Below are 21282 nucleotides of genomic sequence, written 5' to 3' on the forward strand. Positions count from 1 at the left end.
ACAGGCGCCTGTCCTCATCACCGAAGTTGATCAAGAAGGTTGTAGTAGTAGTACGTTTTGGACCGCATCCGGCCATCCGAGAAAATGAGTTGCTGTTCCTCAAACCGATTCAAATAGCGCCGAACCGTCGCTTCCGGCAAACCGGTCAACTCCGCCATCATGTTCGCGGTAAAAATCGGGTGCTGGAACATGACATTGACAACGGTTCGAATATTATGGCTGTTCACAAGCGCACTTGCCTTTTCCAAATCTTCTTCATACAAATCGTTTACTTTTTGAATCAATCGAACATTTTGTTTCGCTTGTAAATGGACGCATTGCAAGAAAAACTGAATCCATTGCGTCCAGTCGCCTTTGTAGCGGGTATCATTCAAATAGCGGTAATACTTGTGCTTATCCCGTTCAAGCACATCGCTGACAAAAAAGTTCGGGTAATCAATAACACCTTTACTATACAAATAGAGTGGAATCAAAATTCTTCCAATCCGACCGTTTCCGTCAAGAAACGGATGAATCGTTTCGAACTGCGCATGAATTATGGCTACTCTCACTAATTCATCATAATCATCGTTCGGTTCATGAATGTATTTCTCTAAATTTGACATATACTCATTGACAAGATGCGGCTCCGGAGGAATGTAAGCGGCTGTTTCAATCGTGCATCCTTCCGGACCGAGGAAATTTTGCACCCTTCGGAATTCCCCTGGCGACCGATGGGATCCGCGTACATCGTTTGACAACAAAATTCGATGCAACTGCTTAAACAACCGAGTCGAAATGGAGATCTCTTTCAGCGCATTCATCCCTGCCACTAATGCTTCATAATAGTTTAATGCTTCTCGCACATCGCTGTTCGCTTTTCTGCTTTGTGCTTCAGTCTCCATCACTTCATCCAATGTCACTTGTGTCCCTTCAATTTTCGTCGACTGCACCGCCTCCTTCAGCATGATCGGCCTGAGCAGAAATCGCGGATGCAGCTTTGAATGCCGCAGCATCGTTTGATACTCAACCATCGCCTTATTCGCTTCGATCAATTCGCGAAGAAAACGCATTTGATTCACGACATCTTCGCTAAGAGGAAGCTTGAAGGGGACAAACGGTTTTCGTTTCATTTTTCATTCCCCTTTACGAACATTTTAGATAAAAAATGATCGTTAAACACCTATATCTACCCTATTACAAACATTTATCTCTATTTTTGTACTTAATTATACTCTGAAGCGAACCATTTGTTAAGAAAAATTCTCAATTTATCTTTCCACAAACTACCTTCCCCTATTTCCATATAGTTCATTTCCATTTACCGCATACTAATGATGGACGATCGAAACAAGGGAGGGCTACCGATGCCAAACACGAGCGACAACGACAAAAAAGCGCGCGACAACCAAGCGAAGCGCCATGAGAAAAACATGATGCGCGAGAAAAACCGCGAAGCCGGGAAGTTCGCGTATTCGAAGAAGACGGATCATTTATAAATCACAACAAAAGCTGCCTATCTTCAAATGTAGGCAGCTTCAGCTATTTTGCCTATTTCACACGGTCTATAAGAATCGTTGTCAATTCCGGAAAAACGGCCAGCACAACGATAAACAGCATCATAATGAGAGCGTAAGGCACTACGCCTTTCACGATCTCGTCAATCGTATTCGTCTTGTCCAGTCCTTTCAAAACAAACAAGTTCAGCCCTACCGGCGGTGTAATAAGAGCTAACTCCATATTGACGACCATAACAACCGCAAACCAAATGGGGTCAAACCCTAAAGCTTTTATAATGGGGTACAAAATAGGCAGTGTAATTACAAGGATCGATATAGTTTCGAGAAAACAACCTAAAATAAGCAACACAATATTCACTAAAACGAAAATGACCCAAGGAGATACTTGTTGTGAAGTGGCGAATTGAGTAATGGTCTGCGGAATCTGCAATATAGTCATAATGTACCCAAGAAGCATAGCTCCGACAATAATCATTAAAATCATTGCATTCATTTTGACAGTTGATAAGACAATTGTTTTAATATTAGATGTCGTGAAATTTTTATATACGAAAATGGAAATCAAAATACTGGCCATAGCCCCGATGGCAGCCGCTTCCGTAGGGGTAAAGATTCCTGTATAAATTCCTCCTATGACAATGATGGGCAGTATAAGTCCCCATATGGCCTTTTTCGACGCTTCGAATCTCTCCACCCATGTCGCAGGCTTTTCCTTTATGTGGCGCGTCTTCCATGAAGCATAGATCATGAATACCATCGTTAATAATATTCCCGGAACAATTCCAGCAACAAACAGTTTCCCAATCGATTCTCCTGTCACGGAACCGTATATAATCATCGGCACGCTCGGAGGAATCAGAATGCCTAATGTTCCCCCGGCAGCCAACAGACCAAGAACTGTTCTTTTATCATATCCCCGCTTTGTCATTTCCGGAAGCGCGACTGCCCCAACAGTCACGGCAGTGGCTACACTCGAGCCGGAAATCGCCGCGAAAATAGCACAACAGAACAATGTGGCAATCGCTAACCCCCCGGGCAGATGCCTGAACCACTTGCTCGCCATTTCATACAAATCGCGTCCAACGCCGCTCACTACTAAAACTTGGCTCATTAAAACATACATCGGCAAGGCGGTCAATGTAAAATCGTCCAATGATTTGTAAGAAATGATCGGAATTTGTGAAAAAGAAAACGTTCCGCCATTGAACAGATACATGCCGCCAACTGCCAATAAACCGAGCGCAAACGCGACAGGCACTCCTATCAATAGCAGTACAGCCATTCCACCGAGGAAAAACGCCGTATTCATAAATGCCCATCCCCCTTTTGCGCTTCTCCGTCTACGATTTGCAATATAAAAGCAAAACAAAGAAGCAAACCGCCGATCGGGAGAAACATTTCTGGAAGGTACATAGGAATCCTCAATAATGATGATGAAGTTGTCCCTAGTTCATATGTGTTGAAAACATGTTCTACACTGTAAATCGTAAAAATAAGACTGAAAACGAATCCACATACATTTGAAATATACGCCAATATTTTTTGCACCTTGCGCGGCACAAGATTGATTAGCAAATCAACCGTAATATGGGAATATGTTCTCAACGTATAGGCAGAACCGAGAAAACAGCTTCCAATAATAGCGTATATGCATAATTCTGTAGCCCAAGTAGTCGGTCGGTTAAACACCGACCTAGCGATAACGTCAAACGTTGTCATACCTGTGGTTAATATGATCAATATTCCCGCTATCGCCCCGCCTGCTTGGATCAAACGATCTAAGAAATGATATAACCCCCTCATCCTTGACCTCCTTAACCAATAAGGGAGGGAGCTTTCCCTCCCCCGTCTCCTCCTACTTACTGGATGTTTTCCACCATATCAAGCAGCTCCTTGCCTAAATCCCCAGCTCGCTCAATATATACTTCCCTTGCCGGTTGGGCAGCCTTTTTCCATTTTGGAAGATCCGATTCGGGAACAACGTACACTTCCATCCCTTTTTTCTCCAACTCTTTAGCTGTTCGTTCATCCTCTTCTTTCGCTTTCGCCCTAATCCATTGCTCCGTTTGCTGTGCAGTCTCGGTTAAGAGATTTTTTGTTTTTTCAGGAAGCCGATCCCAAAAGTTTTTATTGACCGCAAGGATGAACTCCAAGTAGGAATAATTGTTTATCGTTAAATACTTAGCGACCTCATCGTAATGCCGTTGAAGCATCGCTGTCGTCCCTGATGTCGCTCCATCAATTGTTTTTCTTTGTAGGGCTGTATAGACTTCCCCTGCTCCCAAAAATACCGGTGATGCCCCATAAGCCTTGATCATTTCGGATGGAATGTCGCCAATGCTGCGTATTTTCAATCCTTTAAAGTCTTCAGGTGACTTAAGCGGTCTGACGTTGTTGGCAAACTGTGCATAGCCATAATCGGCATACATGAGAACTTTTACCCCTTTTTCCTCCATCGCCTTGTTCAACTTTTCTCTCAACTCTCCGGACAGCGCTTTACCAGCTGTTTCATGGTTAGGAAAAGCGTATGGGACATCAAAAATCCCCATTGCGGGAACTGTAGAAGCCCACAGTGTTGAGGAGTTGACCCCCATCTCCACCCCTCCGGTTAGTATGGCTTGATTCATCTCTTTATCACTCAACAATTGCCCAGCAGGATATACTTGAATCTTCACCTTGCCTCCTGATTTTTCTGTCACCGTTTTGGCGAAATTTTCGACGCCAATGGAAATATGATGATCTTGCGGAAGATTGTAAGCCAGCCTGATGGTGACAGGTTCATATCCATTTTCCTCACCTTTATTTGGTTGTGGTTCCGCTTTGGAAGAACTTTTGCCGCATGCGCTTAACAGAATGGAAGCAGTCAATAAAGCTCCCACAAACAACGCTCGTTTTCTCATTTGCAATTCCCCCTTTTTTCTACTTGTCTTATTCTCCCTAATGGTTGATTGGATGTAAGACTAGCAGCGAAGTCAGCCGCCGCCAGCAATTTTTCAAAGTCAATTCCTGTTCTAACCCCCATTCGTTCAAGCACATAAACCAAATCTTCGGTTGCTAAATTGCCCGCCGCTCCTGGGGCGAAAGGACATCCCCCTATGCCGCTGACAGACGTTTCAAATATGTTCACACCCGCTTCCAATGCCGCATAAGCATTGGCCAATCCCAGCCCCCTTGTATCATGGAGATGAATCGCAATAGGAATGGATGGCGCCACTTGCATCACTTCAGTGAGCAGTTGTTTGACTTGTTTAGGAGTTGCGATTCCGATCGTATCAGCGATCCCGATTCGGTCAGCCCCAGCTTCCACCGCACGTTCCACCAAGGATATAACTTTTGCTGGGGCTACTTCTCCCTCATAAGGGCAACCAAAACTTACCGCTATGGAAAAACAGATTTTTATATTCAATGCCTTGCTTTCTTGAACAATCGTTTTGAACTGCGCGAAATTTTCGTCGATGCTCATTCCGATGTTTTTGTAATTGAATGTTTCAGTGGCGGCTGTTACCCAGTTCACCTCAGATACATTTGTTTGCTTCGCCCGCTCGAATCCTTTTTTGTTTGGGATTAACGCCACAAACTCGATTTCACCAAACGTTGCACATTGCTTCATGACTTGCTCAGCATCGGCCATTTGCGGAACTTTTCGAGGATGAACAAAAGAGGTGGCTTCAATTTTCTTCACGTTGGAGTCAACAAGCATTTCGATTAGTCTTTTCTTTTTCTCGGTGGGAACGATAGCCGGTTCGTTTTGCAATCCGTCCCTAGGACCTACATCAATAATCTGGACGTCCGCCAAATTTAAATCACCCCTTCCTTTTTCAATTGTGTGAGTTGGTCATGAGAATAACCGAGCACCCTTACATACACCTCTTCATTGTGCTCTCCTAGCTTCGGGCCGACCCACTTCATTTGCCCTGGAGTGTCAGACAATTTTGGAACGATGCCGGGGAACAGGCACTCCGTCCCGTCCTCTAGTTTTACCGGCAACAACATGTCTCTCTCTTTATACTGAATATCATTCACAATATCCCGAATACTATAAATAGGTCCTGCCGGAACAGATGCTTCATCGAGGGCGTTTAGCACTTCTTCCAACGTGTGCTGTTTCGTCCATGCTTCTATTGCTTGATCAATCAACTCAGCATGTTCCGCTCTCCCTTGGTTGTTAGCGTATTGGGGATGATGAGCAAGGTCGCTACGTCCAATCGTTTTCATGAGACGCTGGAATATATTATCGCTGTTTCCCCCGATAACAACATGCTTTCCATCTTTGCATTCATACGTATTCGATGGCGCCACACCTGGGAGAGTGCTGCCCGTTCTCTCCCTTACAACACCGCTTAACACATACTCTGGCAAAGCCCCTTCCAATAGACTGAACACTGATTCGTAAAGAGCGACGTCAATCAACTGCCCTTTTCTTTCGCTATCTTCTTGTCTGACACGCAACGCCATTAACGTTCCGATCACGGCATACAATCCTGCAACGAGGTCCCCTATGGCGATTCCCACCCTTACCGGGGGGCGGTCTGGATAACCCGTCAAATATCGCAATCCTCCTATCGCTTCAGCCACACTTCCAAATCCAGCCTTATCCCGGTAAGGTCCGGTTTGGCCATACCCGGATATCCTTGTCATAATGATAGATGGGTTTATTTTCTTTAACTCTTCATAACCTAATCCCCATTTTTCGAGCGTTCCCGGTTTAAAGTTTTCCAGCACGACATCAACTTTCGGGATGAGCTCTCTAATGATCTGTTGGCCTGCTGTTTTCCTTAAATTTACTGTAATCGATTTTTTATTTCTGGCTTGTACATACCACCAAATCGAAGAGTGGCCGTACATAATCCGCCAGCTTCTCAGGGGATCTCCCGATACCGGTTCTTCAACTTTAATCACTTCTGCGCCAAATTCAGCCATGATTTTCCCAGCAAACGGCGCCGCTACAAAATTCCCCATTTCCAATACTGTTATGCCTTCTAGAGGCAGTGTCTTGGACACCCTTTTTTCACTTCCTCCCTTGGTAAATGCTTATATAATACTTGTAATCGCTTTCAATATGTTCCTCCATGCATTCCCTTGCTTTGTCTGCATCTCCTCTTTTAATGGCTTCGAATATTTGAATATGTTCTTGAATGGCTGATTTCATCCGCAACATATTTTGTTTTAAGATAGCAATTCTGTACAAACTGTTAATGCCGCGAATTTGTTCGATCATCCTGATTAAAAACGGATTTCGACTAGCTTCTACGATCCCCTCATGGAATTTTGTATTCATCTCGAGAATTTCTTTTAGCCCCAACGGTTGTGCATCTATGCTAATGAGCTGCCTCCTGAGATCTTCAATTTGGTTTTTCGTTATTCTCTGTGCAGCATAATAGGCTGCAAGTGGTTCAAGCACCACCCTACATTCATAAAGATACTGGAAGTTTTCAATGTCAGGGCTGAATACCGCAACCCCTCCCCCCTTATTCACGGTGACAAGTCCTTCTTTTTCGAGCATGCGGATCGCTTCGCGAATAGGACTTCGGCTTACTTGAATTTGTTTTGCTATTTTTTCCTCTACGAGTCTTTCCCCTGGGGCAAATCCTCCTGTAATAATTTCCTCACGTAAATATTCATACACTTGCTTTTTCAACGTTTCTTTTTTCACTATTTGCTGTTTCAACGTTAACCACCTTCATTTTCGTCGACTGTATACAGGACATGCCCAATGCTGAGCCTATTTGCTCTGTTGTCATCATATTTATTAAGCAAGGAGAAAAATTATTACATTGATTTTTATAGCGAAAAAGACCATAACTCAGATATACCGCCTCATCTGACACATAAGTAAAACCGCTCGCTGCTTCGAACTTCTGCTGAAAGGGAAGGGGGCCTGTCTTCTTCCTTGCTTATTGTTGCCTTCCCACCCACCTTTTTCTATAATGAAAGTACATCACACGCCCGGGAGGTTGCTTATGTCCAAAGAAAGTTCGTTTGATATCGTATCCAAAGTCGATTTGTCGGAAGTGGCAAACGCCATCAACATCGCCATGAAAGAAATCAAGACGCGCTACGACTTCAAAGGAAGCAAAAGCGACATTTCGCTCGAGAAAGACGAGCTCGTTCTCATCTCCGACGACGAGTTTAAGCTTGAGCAGCTGAAAGATGTGCTCATCGGCAAGCTCATTAAGCGCGGGGTGGCGACGAAAAACATCCAATACGGCAAAATCGAGCCGGCATCAGGCGGCACGGTGCGCCAGCGCGCCAAGCTTGTCCAAGGGATCGACAAAGAAAACGCGAAAAAAATCACCACGATCATCAAAAACACCGGCTTGAAAGTGAAAAGCCAAGTGCAAGATGACCAAATTCGCGTCAGCGGCAAAAGCAAAGACGACTTGCAAAAGGTGATCGCCGCCATTCGCGAAGCCGATTTGCCGATTGACGTGCAGTTTGTGAACTACCGCTGAAACAGGCAGAAGCGCGCTGCCTGTTTTTTCATAAATAGAAGAGTGATGTTTATAGGGGAGGAAGCAAGTGTGTCTGATTGGGGGATGATCGTTTCGTTTCTTCTCGGTTTTTCCTTCCAATGGGTAGCCAAAAAGTTAGAAAAATGGAACGCAGCCTTATACGGCCGCCTATTCGCTGCATTGATTGGAGCTGTTTGGGCATGGTGTGGTTTTGTTCAAGGCGGATTGCTGCAGTCTGTTTCGATGCTCGGCGCGTTTTGGCTCAGTTACGAAGTCATCCCGCTGCCGAAACGAAACCGCGTGCCAACATATGACATCATTGCCGAACTGCAAGCGAAAGGGGCAAAAGAAATTGTTGTTCCACGCGAAAAAAAGCGAGCGTTGCTTGACATCGGCTTCTCCGCCTTATTCATCGGCATCGCCATTCCTTATTTTTGGATTGGCTCTCCATCTCCCGTTGTGGAGCTGTTTCTCTTATACGGCTTTTTATCGATGGCGGCGGGACTTTTCAAACGCATGGCGCTTTTTCGTTCGCTCCACCTGTTTTATGACCAAAACGATCATGCGCTCTATCTCATCTCTTCCGTTGAGGCGAAGCGATATCCATTGGATCAGTGCGTTGACATCCAAGTGCATACAGCCCCCGATATTTTGCAGCTATTCCATCTGTTTCACTTGTTCTCCCCTCATGCCGACTATACGGTCAACATGGGAAAAACGTGGAAGCTGTCGTTTGACGGGGAACGAGTGTATCTCAATCCTGGATCGCTGGCATCAATGAACATCCTTCCAAAACCGTTGTCTTCGCAGAGAGAGATTCACATCCAGCCGTTTTATCATCCAAGCAATTGGAAGCGGCTGCTTGGAAAAGCGTACTTCTCCGCGGCCGTCAAAGGGGTGGGGGCTTACGCCGCCCTTCTTGCCTTGCTGGCGTATTGGAAAATCGATTCCATCACCATGATCGCCGCCATTCTCTTTTTTTGGACAATCAACCTATTCATTTCTGATCGAGTTTTGAAAATTGCTCTCGATATGAAACCGGTCACGAATCCACCTATCCAGCACATCATTCGGACCATTTGCGCACGGGCCGGCTTGCCCCATCTTGCAGTTTATACAACAGAGTCAAGCGACTACAACGGCTTTGCGGCAGGCCCTTACATCGGTCGATCGCTGATCGCCTTGACATCGGAAACGTTGAAACTTCCGCACGATGCGTTGGCAGGAGTCATCGCCCACGAAGCCGTCCATGTCAAAAAGCGGGACGTTTTAACTGCGCAGCTGTTGCAGTTTGCCTTCATCATGGTGATTTCCTCCATCATCGCCGGCGTGTACGAAGCAGCCGCCCATTGGTTGGAAACACATCGCGCCGCAACGTTTTTGATCGGTTGGACGCTCATCGTTCTATTGTATCCCGCTTTCCGTTCATGGCTTGTGCAGTGGATGGAAGTGCGCGCTGATCATCTCGGAGCGACGCTGCTTGATGGCGGCAACGACCAGATGGCCAACGCCTTAGCCATTCTTTCAAAAAATCAAGACCAAGCCATCGAGCAAGCACATAGCTACCACATCGATGCGAAGGAAAAAGACGATGAGGAGGAAGATGCATTTGCCGAGGACGGTTCTTTCACTTTCGAGAGAGAGGACTGGTTTTCACGCTTTTCCAAATTTCAACTATCCCCCCATCCGCCGATGTATTGGCGCATTCATTCGCTCCGCACGACCGAAACCGGATGGAGCACGCAAAAACTTCGATTATGGTGGCGCGACTGTTGGCGCGAATCGCTTCCTGATTTTGTGAAAGAGTGGTTGCATATATAGATGCAATGAAATCGTTTCACATATCTTTGACGGAAGACCGAACAACAACCTGGAAGCGGCGTTGTTCGGCCACCCGACAGCCGGGTGCAATGACCAGCAAAAGCGATAAATGTTAAAGTTTTAGATTGCATCTATATTATTATGATGAAATCCGCTACTGCCGCGCCCTGCCAAGCTTGGGGCGGACAAGCTCGGCAACAGTTTATTGCCGTTTTTGGAAAGAGGGGGTCTCTTCTTTTTTCTTCCCCTCCATGCACCCCTTTCTCTAAATCGTCGGGCATCGTCCGCCCGCGAACACCTTTAAACAGGCAACCATCATCAGACGCCAACCACCCTTCCGACCAGAACACCGGCAACAATGATCACCAATGTCGCCCCGACAATCGGTTCGACAAGGCGCATCGCTTCTCCTTCCCCGCCGAGGCGGCCGATCGCGGCAGCAACCAAAGCAAGACTGATGAAGGGATCCTTAATCTGTTATCGATATTTCCGAATGATGGGCATCCAATATGTGCATCTTCACCGTGCCGCCAAGATAGTGCCGTACCGAATAAGCCAGTTCCTCTAATGCTTGATGAAGCGCCTCATGCCTCGTATCATCAATCGATTCGATGCAAAGGAAGGCGTGCTTCGTCTGTTCGGTGAGCATCGTTCGTTGGGCTTCCCGCCAATTCCAGCAGCGGCATATGGCGCCCACGTCATCTTTATACACGATTTCTCCTTCATACGGCGGGTCGTTTTCCTCGCCTCCCAACGGGATGAACGGTTCATGACCATCCGCCAGCGCCAGCCGGATGTCGCCGACAAACGTGTCGATATCCTCCCCTCCGCATGGAAGCCCGTAACGCAATGAAACAGAATTATAAATATCCACAAGCGGGTTGATCGTTCGGATGTGCTGACCGTTTTTCACTCGTTTCAGCAGCGCTTCAACCGAACAACGCGCCCCTTTTTTCGTTTTGAATCGCCGAAACGCCTCTCGCCAAACAACGATGACGGGGTTGCGGCTCAATTCTTCAAACTCCAGGAATTTCCGCGCCTCTTTCTCCGCCTCTCGCAGCATTTGTTCGTAAACGCTGGCATTCTTGATGCCGTTGTCAATCCCTTGGGCAACGACCACACCGATTTTGGCGTGGGGAAATATGGCCCAAACATCGTCTTCAACAACAAAACGTGTCATCATCCACTCCTCCATTCTCTTACGGTTTTGAAGGGCTCGCCAAGGCGGAGAATAGTCCTAACAAGATATAGCAACAGCCCGCCACCCGGTTCATCACCTTCATGCTTCCTTTCTTGGCAGCCAGCCGTTTGCGGATGCCCGCGGCCAACATGGCGTACAAGCTGTCATTTAGCAAGGCGAGAACAACAAATATCGCCCCTAAAAGCAAAAATTGACCAGCCACCAATCCAGCAGAAGGCGAAATAAATTGCGGAAAAAAGGCAAGAAAAAAGAGCGCTGTTTTTGGATTGGTCACTTCGACAAATAGAGATTCGTAAAACACTTGCGCCAATGTTTTCTCCTTGGCCTTCGTGTTCGGGATTTCCTCATCCTTGGTGGAAGCAAAAAATAACGTTTTGCCTCCCAAATAGATAAGATAAACGGCTCCTAAATATTTGATCATCGTAAAGGCAGCCGCCGATGTCATCAAAATCGCGGAAACGCCCACGGCTCCAAGGACAACATGGACAGCGCCACCCAATGCCACGCCAAACACCGCTACAACTCCTGCTTTCGTTCCTTGACCGATGCTTCTAGACACAATGTACAATACCGCCGGTCCGGGGACGATGAGCAGTGCCGCGGCTGCCACTATAAACACACCGATCGTCGAAAGCCCCATCCTCACATCTCACTCCTTCATTTTCTATTTCACTGCTGTTGCTTTTTCATCAGGGAAGCGATTCGCTTTTCGTTTTCAAATGGCATTTGCTCGAGTTGCTTGATGATCCGTTCTTGTCGGTATGCAGGATGATTTTGGCTTAACTTGGCTTTTCCCTCGATTCGCTTGATGATGATTTTGAAGGCTTGAATTCCTTTGTTCATGCCGGACAGCATCCCGGCATCGACCTCTGACAGCTGGTAACGGCTGTCCGGCGCTTCGTACTTTTCTACCATATCGTGTAGCGACCGCATGATTTCCCCTTCATCATGGATAAGCTCCACATTGCCATACACATGGACGACCACATAATTCCATGTCGGCACTGCTTGGTTCGTTTCATACCAGGAAGGAGAAATGTAACAATGCGGACCGTGGAAAATCGCCAAGACCGTCTGATGTTGAATGTCGTTCCATTGCGGATTAGAACGGGCAAAATGGCCGTACAAACACGCTTTCTCCCGATCGAGCAGCAGCGGCAAATGGGTGGCAAACAACTCCCTTTGATGCACAGACACCAAGGTGGCAAAACTGTTCTCCTCGATCACCTCATAGACGACAGACATATCGTTGATGGCAAAATGCTTCGGAATATACATCAGTCCTCTCCCCCATCTTTTCAATTACAGCATTCCATTCTTCACAATGTATAATATAATCAAAACTGACATAAAAAAAGTGACAATAACAAAAAAAATAAACATGTCAGAAGGATGAACATGAAGACGATCATTTTTGACTTGAAGGACGGCTCGCCTAAATACAAGCAAATCTACGAAAAATTGAAATCATTGATTGAACAAGGCGACATTCAAGCCAATGAGCCGCTACCTTCCATTCGCCAACTCGCCGAATCATTGAATGTCAGCCGGAACACAACTTTAATGGCTTACGAACAGCTGGTAGCGGAAGGATATATTCGCGCGGAAAAACGAAAAGGGTATTTTGCCAATGAAGTGGAACCTCTTTTCATTCCAAAAGCCCGCATTTCTGCACGCCAATCGGCAAGGGAAGCAGCAACGTCCGTTGTTGTCGATTTTCGCGCCGATACCGTCGATGCCGATCATTTTCCCGTTAAAGCATGGAGAAGAATTTCCAATCAAGTATTGACGGCCAAAGGATGTTTCCGCTATGGGGATCCGTTTGGGGAATTATGCTTGCGCAAGCAAATCGCCATCTACCTTCTCGAATCCCGCGGGGTGATCACAGAGCCAAACGCCATCATCATCGGAAGCAGCACGCAGCAAATGCTTCTCTCCCTTGGCTATATTCTAAAAGATGAATTCAACAGCGTGATCGTCGAAGACCCTGGTTATGACGGCGCCAGAGAAGCGTTTTTGTTTCACCGCTTTCAGCTGGAAACGGTGCCTGTTTCCGAAACCGGCATCGATCTTTCACCGCTCGAGAACAGGCGATCGCGGCTCATCTATGTCACCCCTTCACATCAAAGCCCGATGGGAGTCAGCATGCCGATCCAGCAGCGATTCCTGCTCATCCAATGGGCCAACGAGGTGAATGGCTATATTATTGAGGATGATTATGACAGCGAATTTCGCTATACGCAAAAACCGTTTCCGGCTCTTGCCTCCATTGATTCGTCAAGAGTCATTTATCTAGGCAATTTCTCAAAATCGTTTCTGCCTGGGATTCGCTTAAGCTACATGGTGTTGCCGCCGTCGCTTTTGGACCGTTATCAGCAGCGGTTTCGCCTTTTCGAGAGCACCGCGTCCATCCTCAGCCAATTGGCGATGGCCAAATTTATGGAGGAGGGGGAATGGGGCCGCCATATTAAACGCATGCGCCTCGTGTACAAACGAAAAATGGAGCATTTAACATCACTACTGCGAAAAGCATTTGGGGATATGATCTCCATTATTGGCGAACAGTCCGGTTTATACGTGTTAATCAAAGTTCATTCCGATTGTTCAGAAGAACAGCTACTTCAACGCGCCCTATCGTGTGGGGTAAAAGTGTATCCCACTTCGCGCTATTTTGTGAACCAACGGCCAGACCGACCCATGATCAAGCTCGGTTTTAGCGGCTTGTCGCTCGAGGATATTGAGCTTGGAGTAAAACTGCTCAAAAAAGCATGGTGTTGACGACGACTTCACGGAAAACGCCCCTCTTTTTACACAAGCTCACGGAATCCCTGTCTTGGCGTGTATTTTTGATCGGTTTCTAATGTCACGTTAATTTTAAATATTTACATTTTTTTGTTTTTTTGTATAATACACTAAAGGGGAAAGAGAATATGGGTGGAAAAAATCATAGACCATTTAATATGTGGTGCAAAATTGATATAGCTATTGAACTTTCCACCAGTATTTCTACAGAGCTTTTCTATCGACTGGAAGGACATGGTTCTCTTACTGTGGTCCCTCCTATTCCAACAAGTGACGACATACTAAAACATGCTCCGTCTCAAGTCCCAGCGAGTTGGTAATAATCCTTTCGGGTGGTCCTCAAGATTTTTCAAGACCACCCTAGCTTATTAAATGGAAAGGGTAGAAAAAAATGATTGCCGTGCAAGACGTAAACAAAATCTATCCGCCAAACCGCCAAGTATTACATAATGTTTCCCTTGAACTGGTTGAAGGGGATCGACTTATTCTTTTAGGGCCGAATGGAGCCGGAAAAACTACTTTAATAAGATGCATCATCGGGCTTACTGCACCAGACAGCGGCAGCATCTATGTCAATGGAGTAGATGTTGTCCGCCATCCAGATGAAGCGCGCGAGTCGATTGCGGTCGTATTTGAAGAAGCTGACAACTCCTATTCTTATTTAACTGTTTTGGAAAATCTCTTATACTTCGGCTTGCTGAACAAATGGAGTCGTGCTGAAGCAAAACGAAGAGCCGAACGAATGATGGCCGTGTTGAATCTAACCCCATACGCTGAGCGTCTTACCCAAACCCTTTCACGTGGGATGAAACAAAAACTGGCATTTGCGATCGCCTTAATGAAAGGAGCGCCGTTTTTGTTCCTTGATGAGCCAACTCTTGGCCTTGATGTTGAGTCGCAACATCATATCCGAACCATGTTAACGGAAGAAAACCAATGGTGGAAAGCCGTTCTCATCACCACCCACGACATTCCTTTTGCCCACGCCGTTGGAAATAAGTTTGTCTTTATTCAAGGCGGAAAAATCGTTTGGAGCGGCACGAAAGAACATTTTTCAACTCCAGCCGACCTTGAAACTCATTTTTTGGCCGCTATTCGTTCCAACCTATCCGTCTAAGGAGGTGAGTCGGTTGTCCCCGCAAATCTTGAATGTAGTATTGGCTTCCTTTTTGAAAAAAAGGGCAGAGTATCGTCGGTATTGGTTCGATTTTACCGTTGGCCTTATCATTAAATTTGTCTTTTTTCTCGGTACGCTGTACGCAAGCCCGATACAAACCGGAAAGGAAGCGACGCTCAAACTGTTCGGTTTCAGCCTTTGGTACTTAAGCGCTCATTTGATCTCAAAGCTCGGCAACACGGTGATCGAGGAAGCGTATCTCGGCACCGCCGAGCAAGTGCTTTCCACCAAGACTGCTCCATGGAAAATTTTGATCGGCGTAGTGATCGCTGAAATCGCGTTATCGTCCATGTGGGTAGTGCTCTTTTTCATCTGTGCGGCTTTGATGATTGGATTTTCCGAAATTCTCTCGGGAATATTATCCATGATAACGGAGATCGTCGTATTTGGCGGCGTAAGCCTAATCGGGATGACGGGAATCGGTGTGTTCATTTTAGGACTGTCCCTTCGCTTAAAACAAGTCGGAGCCGTTACCGAGGTGCTGCTTTATTATTTATTAATCTTCTCAGGTTTTTTTCTATCTTCAAATTTATTGCCGACAGCCTTTCATATTCTCAACTACTTTTCTCCCCTTTCTTGGGCCGTGCAAGGAGTGAATGAAGGATGGCCCGTATTCTTTCCTGCTCTCGGCATCTCGCTATTATGGCTGGCCATGGGCTCATTGGTCTTGAAGCAACAATGGCATTGGGCGAGAAAAAACGGAAAAATCGGAAGCTACGTATAAAAGAGCGGACGTTATCCCTCACATTTCGCACCCTTTCGGCGAAAATCGAGAGGATGTTTTCGCGACCATGCCGAATGCATCTTCGACAATCAAGGAAAGCAAAGGAGGTTTCATAACACGGACGTCTTGCACGAAGGGGACTCTCTTTATTACAACGCCGCCTGCGAACATCAATTTATGAACACAGGCAACGAAGAGTGCCGCTATGATCTGATTATTCACTCGCCTGCTTCGAAAACATGACCCATAGTCATGTCCGCCCAAGGCGTTGCTTTTTTTGCTTTTTGCCGTCACATAGAAAGAAATCACAGCATCGACGGCGAATAAAAGAGATGGCATTTCTTTGACGGAGGTGTGTGAATGAACATCGGCCAAGAATATTTGCGAGTGGTGCGCGCACGCTTTGTTGACATGAAAAAGACCGCCGAACGGGCTATGGACCAATGTTCGGAGGAACAGCTGTTCCATTGCTTTCATGAGGAGGCCAACAGCATCGCCATCATTGTCAAACATATGAGCGGAAATATGGTGTCGCGCTGGACAGACTTTTTGTCGTCGGATGGGGAAAAACCGGACCGAAACCGCGATGATGAGTTTATCAACGACTTCCATACGCGCAAAGAAGTCATGGCTTGCTGGGAAAAGGGGTGGTCTGCTTTCTTTCAGACGCTGAACGAACTGCAAGAAACGGATTTGTTGCGGACGGTCACGATCCGCGGCGAACCCCATTCCGTCATCGAAGCCATTGAGCGGCAAATGTACCATTATTCGTATCATATCGGGCAAATCGTCTATATCGCGAAACAGCTGAACGCAAACAACTGGAAAACATTGACCATACCAAGAAATCGAAAAACAACATAGGCAACTCCTTATTCGAATGATCATGCAAACGCCATCCGCCCCTCGGAACCGTCAGCCGATAAAGGTGGATGGCTTCTTTTTGTTGTTTGTTGTTCCTTCCCAATCATACCTATCGGGATCGCAGTCATCGTCTGGAAAGTTTCACAATGCCGACCAACAAACAAACCATCCCCACTCCCCACGCCAGCCCCGCCTTGCCAAGAAGGAGGGAGATTTCTTCAGATGCCTGCACATGGGTAAGATCAAAGGAAATCGCCTTCAGCGCAAATGAAACAGCCAGAGACAGCAACAAGAAATGGGCCAATATCCACAGAAACGCCCGCCCCTCTCGATTCCTTCGCCAAAGAAAAACGATTGTCGCAACCGCGATCAACATCACAACCGAAAAGCCGCCGATGAGCATATCCATCACATTTTCTTCCATAGGCAAATGATTGGGCAACGTTCCCACCTCCTCTTTTTCATCATATCATGTCTTTCTATTCTTCTTCCCTGCGTCCGATCCCTTCTTGTATGTGAAGCCGCCCATGGGCTTCTTCGTTCCCGCGCGCTAGGGAAGCGGCGCAACCCTTTACGCAAACGCCAAGCAGGCGCCCATCTCCCTATTGCAGAGGGCGGCGCCTGCTCTGATTGTATAGATGCAATGTAAAGCTTTAACACTTTTCGTTTTTACCGGTCATTGCATCCGACTGTCGAGTGACCAAACAACGCCGCTTCCAGACCCATGAATGGGTCTGTGAAGCGAGTCGTTGTTCGGTCTTCCGTCACGCTAAAGCGTGACGGAGGCAAGCCTGTGGCTTGCCTTCGACAGTCAAAAATGGATAAGCCACTTTTTCCGTCAAGGATATGTGAAACGATTTCGTTGCATCTATATGGTTACTTTTGCTGCATCTTAAACTGCAAAAACAGTTCGTTGTAGTAGGCGAGCATGTGTTTCCCTAAGTTTTCGTACACTTCGAGATGCCCAGCTGAATCCAAATCGGGGTAAAAGCGCCGATCGCCCGCGATGTCTTTTGGCAAATAGGCAAGCGCCTTTTTATTCGGCGTCGAATAGCCGACATACTCGGCGTTTTGCGCCGCGTGTTTTGGGTCGAGCATAAAGTTGATGAACGCGTGCGCTCCTTCGATGTTTTTCGCTGTTTTCGGAATGACCATGTTGTCAAACCATAAGTTGGAGCCTTCTTTCGGCACGACATAGTCGAGCTTGTCGTTTTCCGCGATGATTTCGGCCGCATCGCCCGACCAGACGACGCCGATGGCTGCTTCTTCATTGGCAAGCAGCAGCTTGATTTCATCGCCGACAATCGCCTTCACGTTCGGCATGAGCCGATCGAGCTTCCGCTTGGCTTCTTGCAAGTGGGCTTTGTTCGTGTCATTGAGCGAATAGCCGAGGCTGTTTAACGCCATCCCCATCACTTCGCGCGCCCCGTCGACAAGCAAAATTTGATTGCGCAAGCTTGGATCCCATAAGTCGTTCCAGCTTGTGATGGTCTTGCCGCCAAGCATCTCGCGGTTGTAGACGATGCCGACCGTCCCCCAAAAATACGGCACGGAATACCGGTTGTGCGGATCAAACGACAAGTTGAGAAACCGCGGCTCGATATATTGCAAATTGGGAAGCTTTCGGTAATCAAGCGGCAGAAGCAGCTTTTCTTCGATCATTTTGCTGATGGCGTAATCGGATGGAACGGCGACGTCAAACGTTGCCCCGCCTTGGGCGATTTTCGCCATCATCGCCTCATTGGAATCAAACGTTTGGTAAATCACTTTCCACCCTGTCTCTTTTTCAAATTCGCGAATGAGCGCGGGGTCAATGTAATCGCCCCAGTTGTAGACCGTCACCGTTTTGCCTCCGCCGTACCCTTCCGCTTCGTTCAGCCGATGAGTGACAAACATCAGGACGAACGCGGCGATAAACACGGCCGCAAATCCTTGGACAAGCCGTCTCACCTACTTTCGCCCCCCTATCCCGTACAAGCGGCCGCCTTTTTGGCTAAGCACGTAATAGCCGATAACGAGCAACATGGTAAATAAAAACAGAAGCGTCGACAATGCGTTGATCGACAAGGAAATGCCTTGGCGCGCCCGCGAATAAATTTCCACGGACAGCGTCGAGAACCCATTTCCCGTGACAAAAAAGGTCACGGCAAAGTCATCGAGCGAATACGTGAGCGCCATGAAAAAGCCCGCCCATATGCTCGGAGCCAAAAACGGCAGCACCACACCGGACAGCACTTGCCAATGACTGGCTCCTAAATCTCTAGCCGCATCAATCAGCGTCGGGCTCATTTCTTCCAGTTTCGGCAGCACCATCAACACGACAATCGGCACGCTGAACGCAATATGAGACAACAGCACGGACGTAAAGCCGAGCTTGATGCCAGCGATTGTAAACAGCAGCAAAAACGAAGCGCCGATGATGACATCGGGGCTGACGATCAGCACGTTGTTGAGGGCGAGAAGAGCGTTTTTCGTTCGCTGCCGCTTGACATAGTAAACGGCGAGCGCTCCGATGACCCCAAGTATCGTCGCAACCGCCGCCGACAGCAGCGCAACGACGATTGTATTCAAAACGATGATGAGCAAGCGGTCGTCGGACAGCACGTCGCGGTACCACTTGAGCGTGAACGATTGAAAATCGTGCATCGCCCCGCCGCTGTTGAAAGAATAATACATCAAATACACAATCGGCATATACATCACGGCAAACACGACTAACAAGTACACACGTCCCCACGCCTGCATCCGTTTCATCGGCTTCCCTCTTTTCTTCCGCTTCCTGTCAGGATGACGATGACCGCCATGGCGATCATTAACACAACAGCGATCGTCGCCCCCATCCCCCAGTTTTGGGTGACAAGAAAATGCTGCTCAATGGCGGTGCCGAGCGTAATGACGCGGTTGCCAGCGACAAGGCGTGTAATCATAAACAGCGACAGCGCCGGGATGAATACCGCTTGGCAGCCGGCCTTCACTCCGCCAAGCGTGAGCGGAAAGACGACGCGGCGGAACGTCGTCCAAGCCGAAGCGCCCAAATCGCGGGCGGCATCGACAAGCGATGGCGGCAGCTCCTCCAGCGCGTTGAAAATCGGCAGCACCATAAACGGAATAAAAATGTACACCGACACAAAGACAAAACTGAAATCGGTGAACAACAGCTGCCGCGGCCCGACGCCCAGCGCTTTCAACAAAGCGTTGGCCAGCCCGTACGTGCCGAACAGCCCTAAAAACGCATACACCTTCAGCAGCAAATTCACCCACATCGGCAAAATAAGCAACAACAGCCATAGCTGCTTGTGCCGCGTCTTCGTCAGCCAATAGGCGGTCGGATAGCCGATGAGCAGCGACACAAGCGTGATTAAAAACGCATACCAAAACGAATACGCCATCATTTTCAAATAAATGGGCGTCCACACGGATTTGTAGTTGGACAACGTCCAATGGCCGTCAAGATCCAAAAACGATTCATACACCAAAAAGACAATCGGGGCCACGACAAACAGCACAAGCCAAATGCCATAAGGGATTAAATACCAGTTCCGCCACGCCCGTTCCGTCATGCGTCCTCATCCTCCTTTTCGAGTCGCATGACGTGAATCGCTTCCGGTTCAAAACGAAGGCCGACCGTTTCCCCGACTTCGGCCTTTTTCGTCGAATGGACAAGCCATTCGTTGCCGTTTTCGTCATAGCCGCAAATTTCATAATGGACACCGCGGAATAAGAGCGAATCGACGCGGATGACGATCTGCCCGTCTTCCGGCGCCGCGAGCTCCAAATCTTCCGGGCGGATGACGACATCGACCGGTTCGTTTGGCGCGAAGCCGCGGTCAACACACGCAAACTGTTTGCCGGCAAATTCGACGAGGAAATCGTCGATCATGCGCCCTGACAAAATGTTCGATTCGCCAATGAAATCGGCGACGAATCGATTGACAGGCTCGTCGTAAATGTCTTTCGGCGTCCCAAACTGCTGAATTTTCCCTTTATTCAGAACAAAAATGTAATCGGACATCGCCAGCGCTTCTTCTTGATCATGCGTGACAAAAATAAACGTAATGCCCAATCGGCGCTGCAATTCACGAAGTTCATACTGCATTTCCGTGCGCAGTTTCAAATCCAAGGCTGACAGCGGTTCATCCAAGAGCAGCACCTCAGGTTCATTGACAATCGCCCGGGCAATGGCGACGCGCTGACGCTGGCCGCCTGACATTTCTTGAATGCGGCGGCGCTCATAGCCGTCTAAGTTGACAAACCGAAGCGCTTCCCTCACTTTCTCGCGAATGTCGGTTTCTTTCATCTTTTTCACGCGCAAACCAAACGCAACGTTTTCAAACACATCGAGATGAGGGAACAATGCATAGTCTTGAAAAACAGTGTTGACTTGCCGTTTGTTCGGCGGGACGTTTTGAATCGGCTTTCCGTGGAAATAAATCGTTCCTTCCGTCGGCTCGATAAACCCGGCAATCAGCCGCAAAATCGTTGTCTTCCCACAACCCGATGGTCCAAGCAGCGTATAAAACTTCCCGCGCTCCATCGCAAAACTGACATCATCCAGTACGGCTGCGCCGTCGTATTCCTTCGTCACTCGCTCGAAGCGGATGATTTCTCCGTTCACTTTCAGCCCCCCGTCTTCTTCATCTCCATCATTCCTAATTAGAACATAGAGACAATGAAAGTGCAATGACAAAACGATCGTTGAACGGTCTTCCCACCCATGCCAATGCTTAAGAAGCGAAAAATGG

23 protein-coding genes are annotated in these 21282 nt (G+C 47.5%); 7 read left to right on the forward strand and 16 right to left on the reverse strand.

Annotated elements, in window-relative coordinates:
• Nucleotides 1-17: 17 nt before the first annotated feature.
• Complete coding sequence (locus tag T260_RS130395) at nt 18-1112, reverse strand: Fic family protein (protein WP_023633926.1); 1095 nt, start codon at nt 1110-1112, stop codon at nt 18-20.
• Nucleotides 1113-1346: 234 nt separating this feature from the next.
• Between T260_RS130395 and T260_RS1000000138755 the strand changes: the two genes are divergently transcribed.
• The gene (locus tag T260_RS1000000138755; protein ID WP_008879040.1) at nt 1347-1478 is read left to right on the forward strand and encodes a DUF3941 domain-containing protein; all 132 of its coding nucleotides are present in this window, start codon (nt 1347-1349) and stop codon (nt 1476-1478) included.
• A gap of 52 nt (nt 1479-1530) precedes the next feature.
• On the opposite strand, the gene T260_RS130390 is transcribed toward T260_RS1000000138755, so the two are convergent.
• Genes T260_RS130390 through T260_RS130365 form a run of 6 tightly spaced genes read right to left on the reverse strand, consistent with a single transcriptional unit; the run spans nt 1531 to nt 7167 of the window.
• Nucleotides 1531-2808 (reverse strand): TRAP transporter large permease, encoded by a 1278-nt coding sequence (locus T260_RS130390; protein ID WP_023633927.1) that lies wholly within the window; start codon nt 2806-2808, stop codon nt 1531-1533.
• Entirely contained in the window at nt 2805-3302 is a 498-nt protein-coding gene (locus tag T260_RS130385; protein ID WP_023633928.1) for a TRAP transporter small permease, read from the reverse strand. The genes T260_RS130390 and T260_RS130385 overlap by 4 nt, the downstream gene beginning before the upstream one ends.
• A gap of 56 nt (nt 3303-3358) precedes the next feature.
• Entirely contained in the window at nt 3359-4399 is a 1041-nt protein-coding gene (locus T260_RS130380; protein WP_014195076.1) for a TRAP transporter substrate-binding protein, read from the reverse strand.
• Nucleotides 4396-5295 carry a hydroxymethylglutaryl-CoA lyase gene (locus T260_RS130375; protein ID WP_014195075.1) on the reverse strand — a complete coding sequence of 300 codons (900 nt, stop codon included), beginning with the start codon at nt 5293-5295 and terminating at the stop codon, nt 4396-4398. Before T260_RS130375 ends, T260_RS130380 begins: the two co-directional genes overlap by 4 nt.
• Nucleotides 5296-5297: 2 nt before the next feature.
• Nucleotides 5298-6500: a CaiB/BaiF CoA transferase family protein gene (locus T260_RS130370; protein WP_020279199.1), complete on the reverse strand. Its 1203-nt coding sequence runs from the start codon at nt 6498-6500 to the stop codon at nt 5298-5300.
• 7 nt (nt 6501-6507) lie between these two features.
• The gene (locus T260_RS130365; protein WP_014195073.1) at nt 6508-7167 is read right to left on the reverse strand and encodes a GntR family transcriptional regulator; all 660 of its coding nucleotides are present in this window, start codon (nt 7165-7167) and stop codon (nt 6508-6510) included.
• A 292-nt stretch (nt 7168-7459) separates the two neighbouring features.
• Between T260_RS130365 and T260_RS130360 the strand changes: the two genes are divergently transcribed.
• Nucleotides 7460-7951 carry a YajQ family cyclic di-GMP-binding protein gene (locus tag T260_RS130360; RefSeq protein ID WP_014195072.1) on the forward strand — a complete coding sequence of 164 codons (492 nt, stop codon included), beginning with the start codon at nt 7460-7462 and terminating at the stop codon, nt 7949-7951.
• 69 nt (nt 7952-8020) lie between these two features.
• A complete protein-coding gene (locus T260_RS1000000140260) occupies nt 8021-9772 on the forward strand; it encodes a M56 family metallopeptidase (RefSeq protein ID WP_014195071.1) in 1752 nt (583 codons plus the stop codon).
• A gap of 318 nt (nt 9773-10090) precedes the next feature.
• Here T260_RS1000000140260 and T260_RS1000000140495 read toward each other — a convergent pair whose 3' ends face one another.
• From T260_RS1000000140495 to T260_RS130345, 4 genes are read right to left on the reverse strand one after another with little or no spacing between them, the layout of a single operon-like run.
• Entirely contained in the window at nt 10091-10219 is a 129-nt protein-coding gene (locus T260_RS1000000140495) for a hypothetical protein (protein ID WP_014195070.1), read from the reverse strand.
• Nucleotides 10220-10241: 22 nt separating this feature from the next.
• The gene (locus T260_RS130355; RefSeq protein ID WP_014195069.1) at nt 10242-10952 is read right to left on the reverse strand and encodes a B3/B4 domain-containing protein; all 711 of its coding nucleotides are present in this window, start codon (nt 10950-10952) and stop codon (nt 10242-10244) included.
• Nucleotides 10953-10971: 19 nt separating this feature from the next.
• Nucleotides 10972-11613 carry a LysE family translocator gene (locus T260_RS130350; RefSeq protein ID WP_014195068.1) on the reverse strand — a complete coding sequence of 214 codons (642 nt, stop codon included), beginning with the start codon at nt 11611-11613 and terminating at the stop codon, nt 10972-10974.
• Between the two features lie 29 nt (nt 11614-11642).
• Nucleotides 11643-12251 carry an FMN-binding negative transcriptional regulator gene (locus tag T260_RS130345; protein ID WP_023633930.1) on the reverse strand — a complete coding sequence of 203 codons (609 nt, stop codon included), beginning with the start codon at nt 12249-12251 and terminating at the stop codon, nt 11643-11645.
• Nucleotides 12252-12371: 120 nt separating this feature from the next.
• Here T260_RS130345 and pdxR point away from each other — a divergent pair, with 120 nt between their 5' ends.
• The 4 genes from pdxR (at nt 12372) to T260_RS130325 (ending at nt 16540) form a co-directional block, all read left to right on the forward strand.
• Entirely contained in the window at nt 12372-13751 is a 1380-nt protein-coding gene (gene pdxR / locus T260_RS130340; protein ID WP_023633931.1) for a MocR-like pyridoxine biosynthesis transcription factor PdxR, read from the forward strand.
• Nucleotides 13752-14166: 415 nt separating this feature from the next.
• Nucleotides 14167-14892 (forward strand): ABC transporter ATP-binding protein, encoded by a 726-nt coding sequence (locus tag T260_RS130335; protein WP_011230240.1) that lies wholly within the window; start codon nt 14167-14169, stop codon nt 14890-14892.
• Between the two features lie 4 nt (nt 14893-14896).
• Nucleotides 14897-15676 carry an ABC transporter permease gene (locus T260_RS130330; RefSeq protein ID WP_236620430.1) on the forward strand — a complete coding sequence of 260 codons (780 nt, stop codon included), beginning with the start codon at nt 14897-14899 and terminating at the stop codon, nt 15674-15676.
• A 360-nt stretch (nt 15677-16036) separates the two neighbouring features.
• Nucleotides 16037-16540, forward strand: a complete 504-nt coding sequence (locus T260_RS130325) for a DUF1572 domain-containing protein (RefSeq protein ID WP_023633933.1) — start codon at nt 16037-16039, stop codon at nt 16538-16540.
• Between the two features lie 124 nt (nt 16541-16664).
• Here T260_RS130325 and T260_RS0120170 read toward each other — a convergent pair whose 3' ends face one another.
• The 5 genes from T260_RS0120170 to T260_RS130305 all read right to left on the reverse strand — a co-directional run bounded on the left by T260_RS0120170 (nt 16665) and on the right by T260_RS130305 (nt 21155).
• Complete coding sequence (locus tag T260_RS0120170) at nt 16665-16982, reverse strand: hypothetical protein (RefSeq protein WP_089135005.1); 318 nt, start codon at nt 16980-16982, stop codon at nt 16665-16667.
• A gap of 434 nt (nt 16983-17416) precedes the next feature.
• Nucleotides 17417-18490 carry an ABC transporter substrate-binding protein gene (locus T260_RS130320; RefSeq protein WP_023633935.1) on the reverse strand — a complete coding sequence of 358 codons (1074 nt, stop codon included), beginning with the start codon at nt 18488-18490 and terminating at the stop codon, nt 17417-17419.
• Nucleotides 18491-19294, reverse strand: coding sequence for an ABC transporter permease (locus T260_RS130315; RefSeq protein ID WP_011230228.1), 804 nt, complete (start codon nt 19292-19294; stop codon nt 18491-18493).
• Nucleotides 19291-20100, reverse strand: coding sequence for an ABC transporter permease (locus T260_RS130310; protein WP_023633936.1), 810 nt, complete (start codon nt 20098-20100; stop codon nt 19291-19293). Before T260_RS130310 ends, T260_RS130315 begins: the two co-directional genes overlap by 4 nt.
• Nucleotides 20097-21155 carry an ABC transporter ATP-binding protein gene (locus T260_RS130305; protein ID WP_023633937.1) on the reverse strand — a complete coding sequence of 353 codons (1059 nt, stop codon included), beginning with the start codon at nt 21153-21155 and terminating at the stop codon, nt 20097-20099. Before T260_RS130305 ends, T260_RS130310 begins: the two co-directional genes overlap by 4 nt.
• Between the last annotated feature and the right edge of the window lie 127 nt (nt 21156-21282).

The organism is Geobacillus thermopakistaniensis (assembly GCF_000498995.1).
In the GTDB taxonomy this organism is placed as follows: Bacteria; Bacillota; Bacilli; order Bacillales; family Anoxybacillaceae; genus Geobacillus; species Geobacillus thermoleovorans.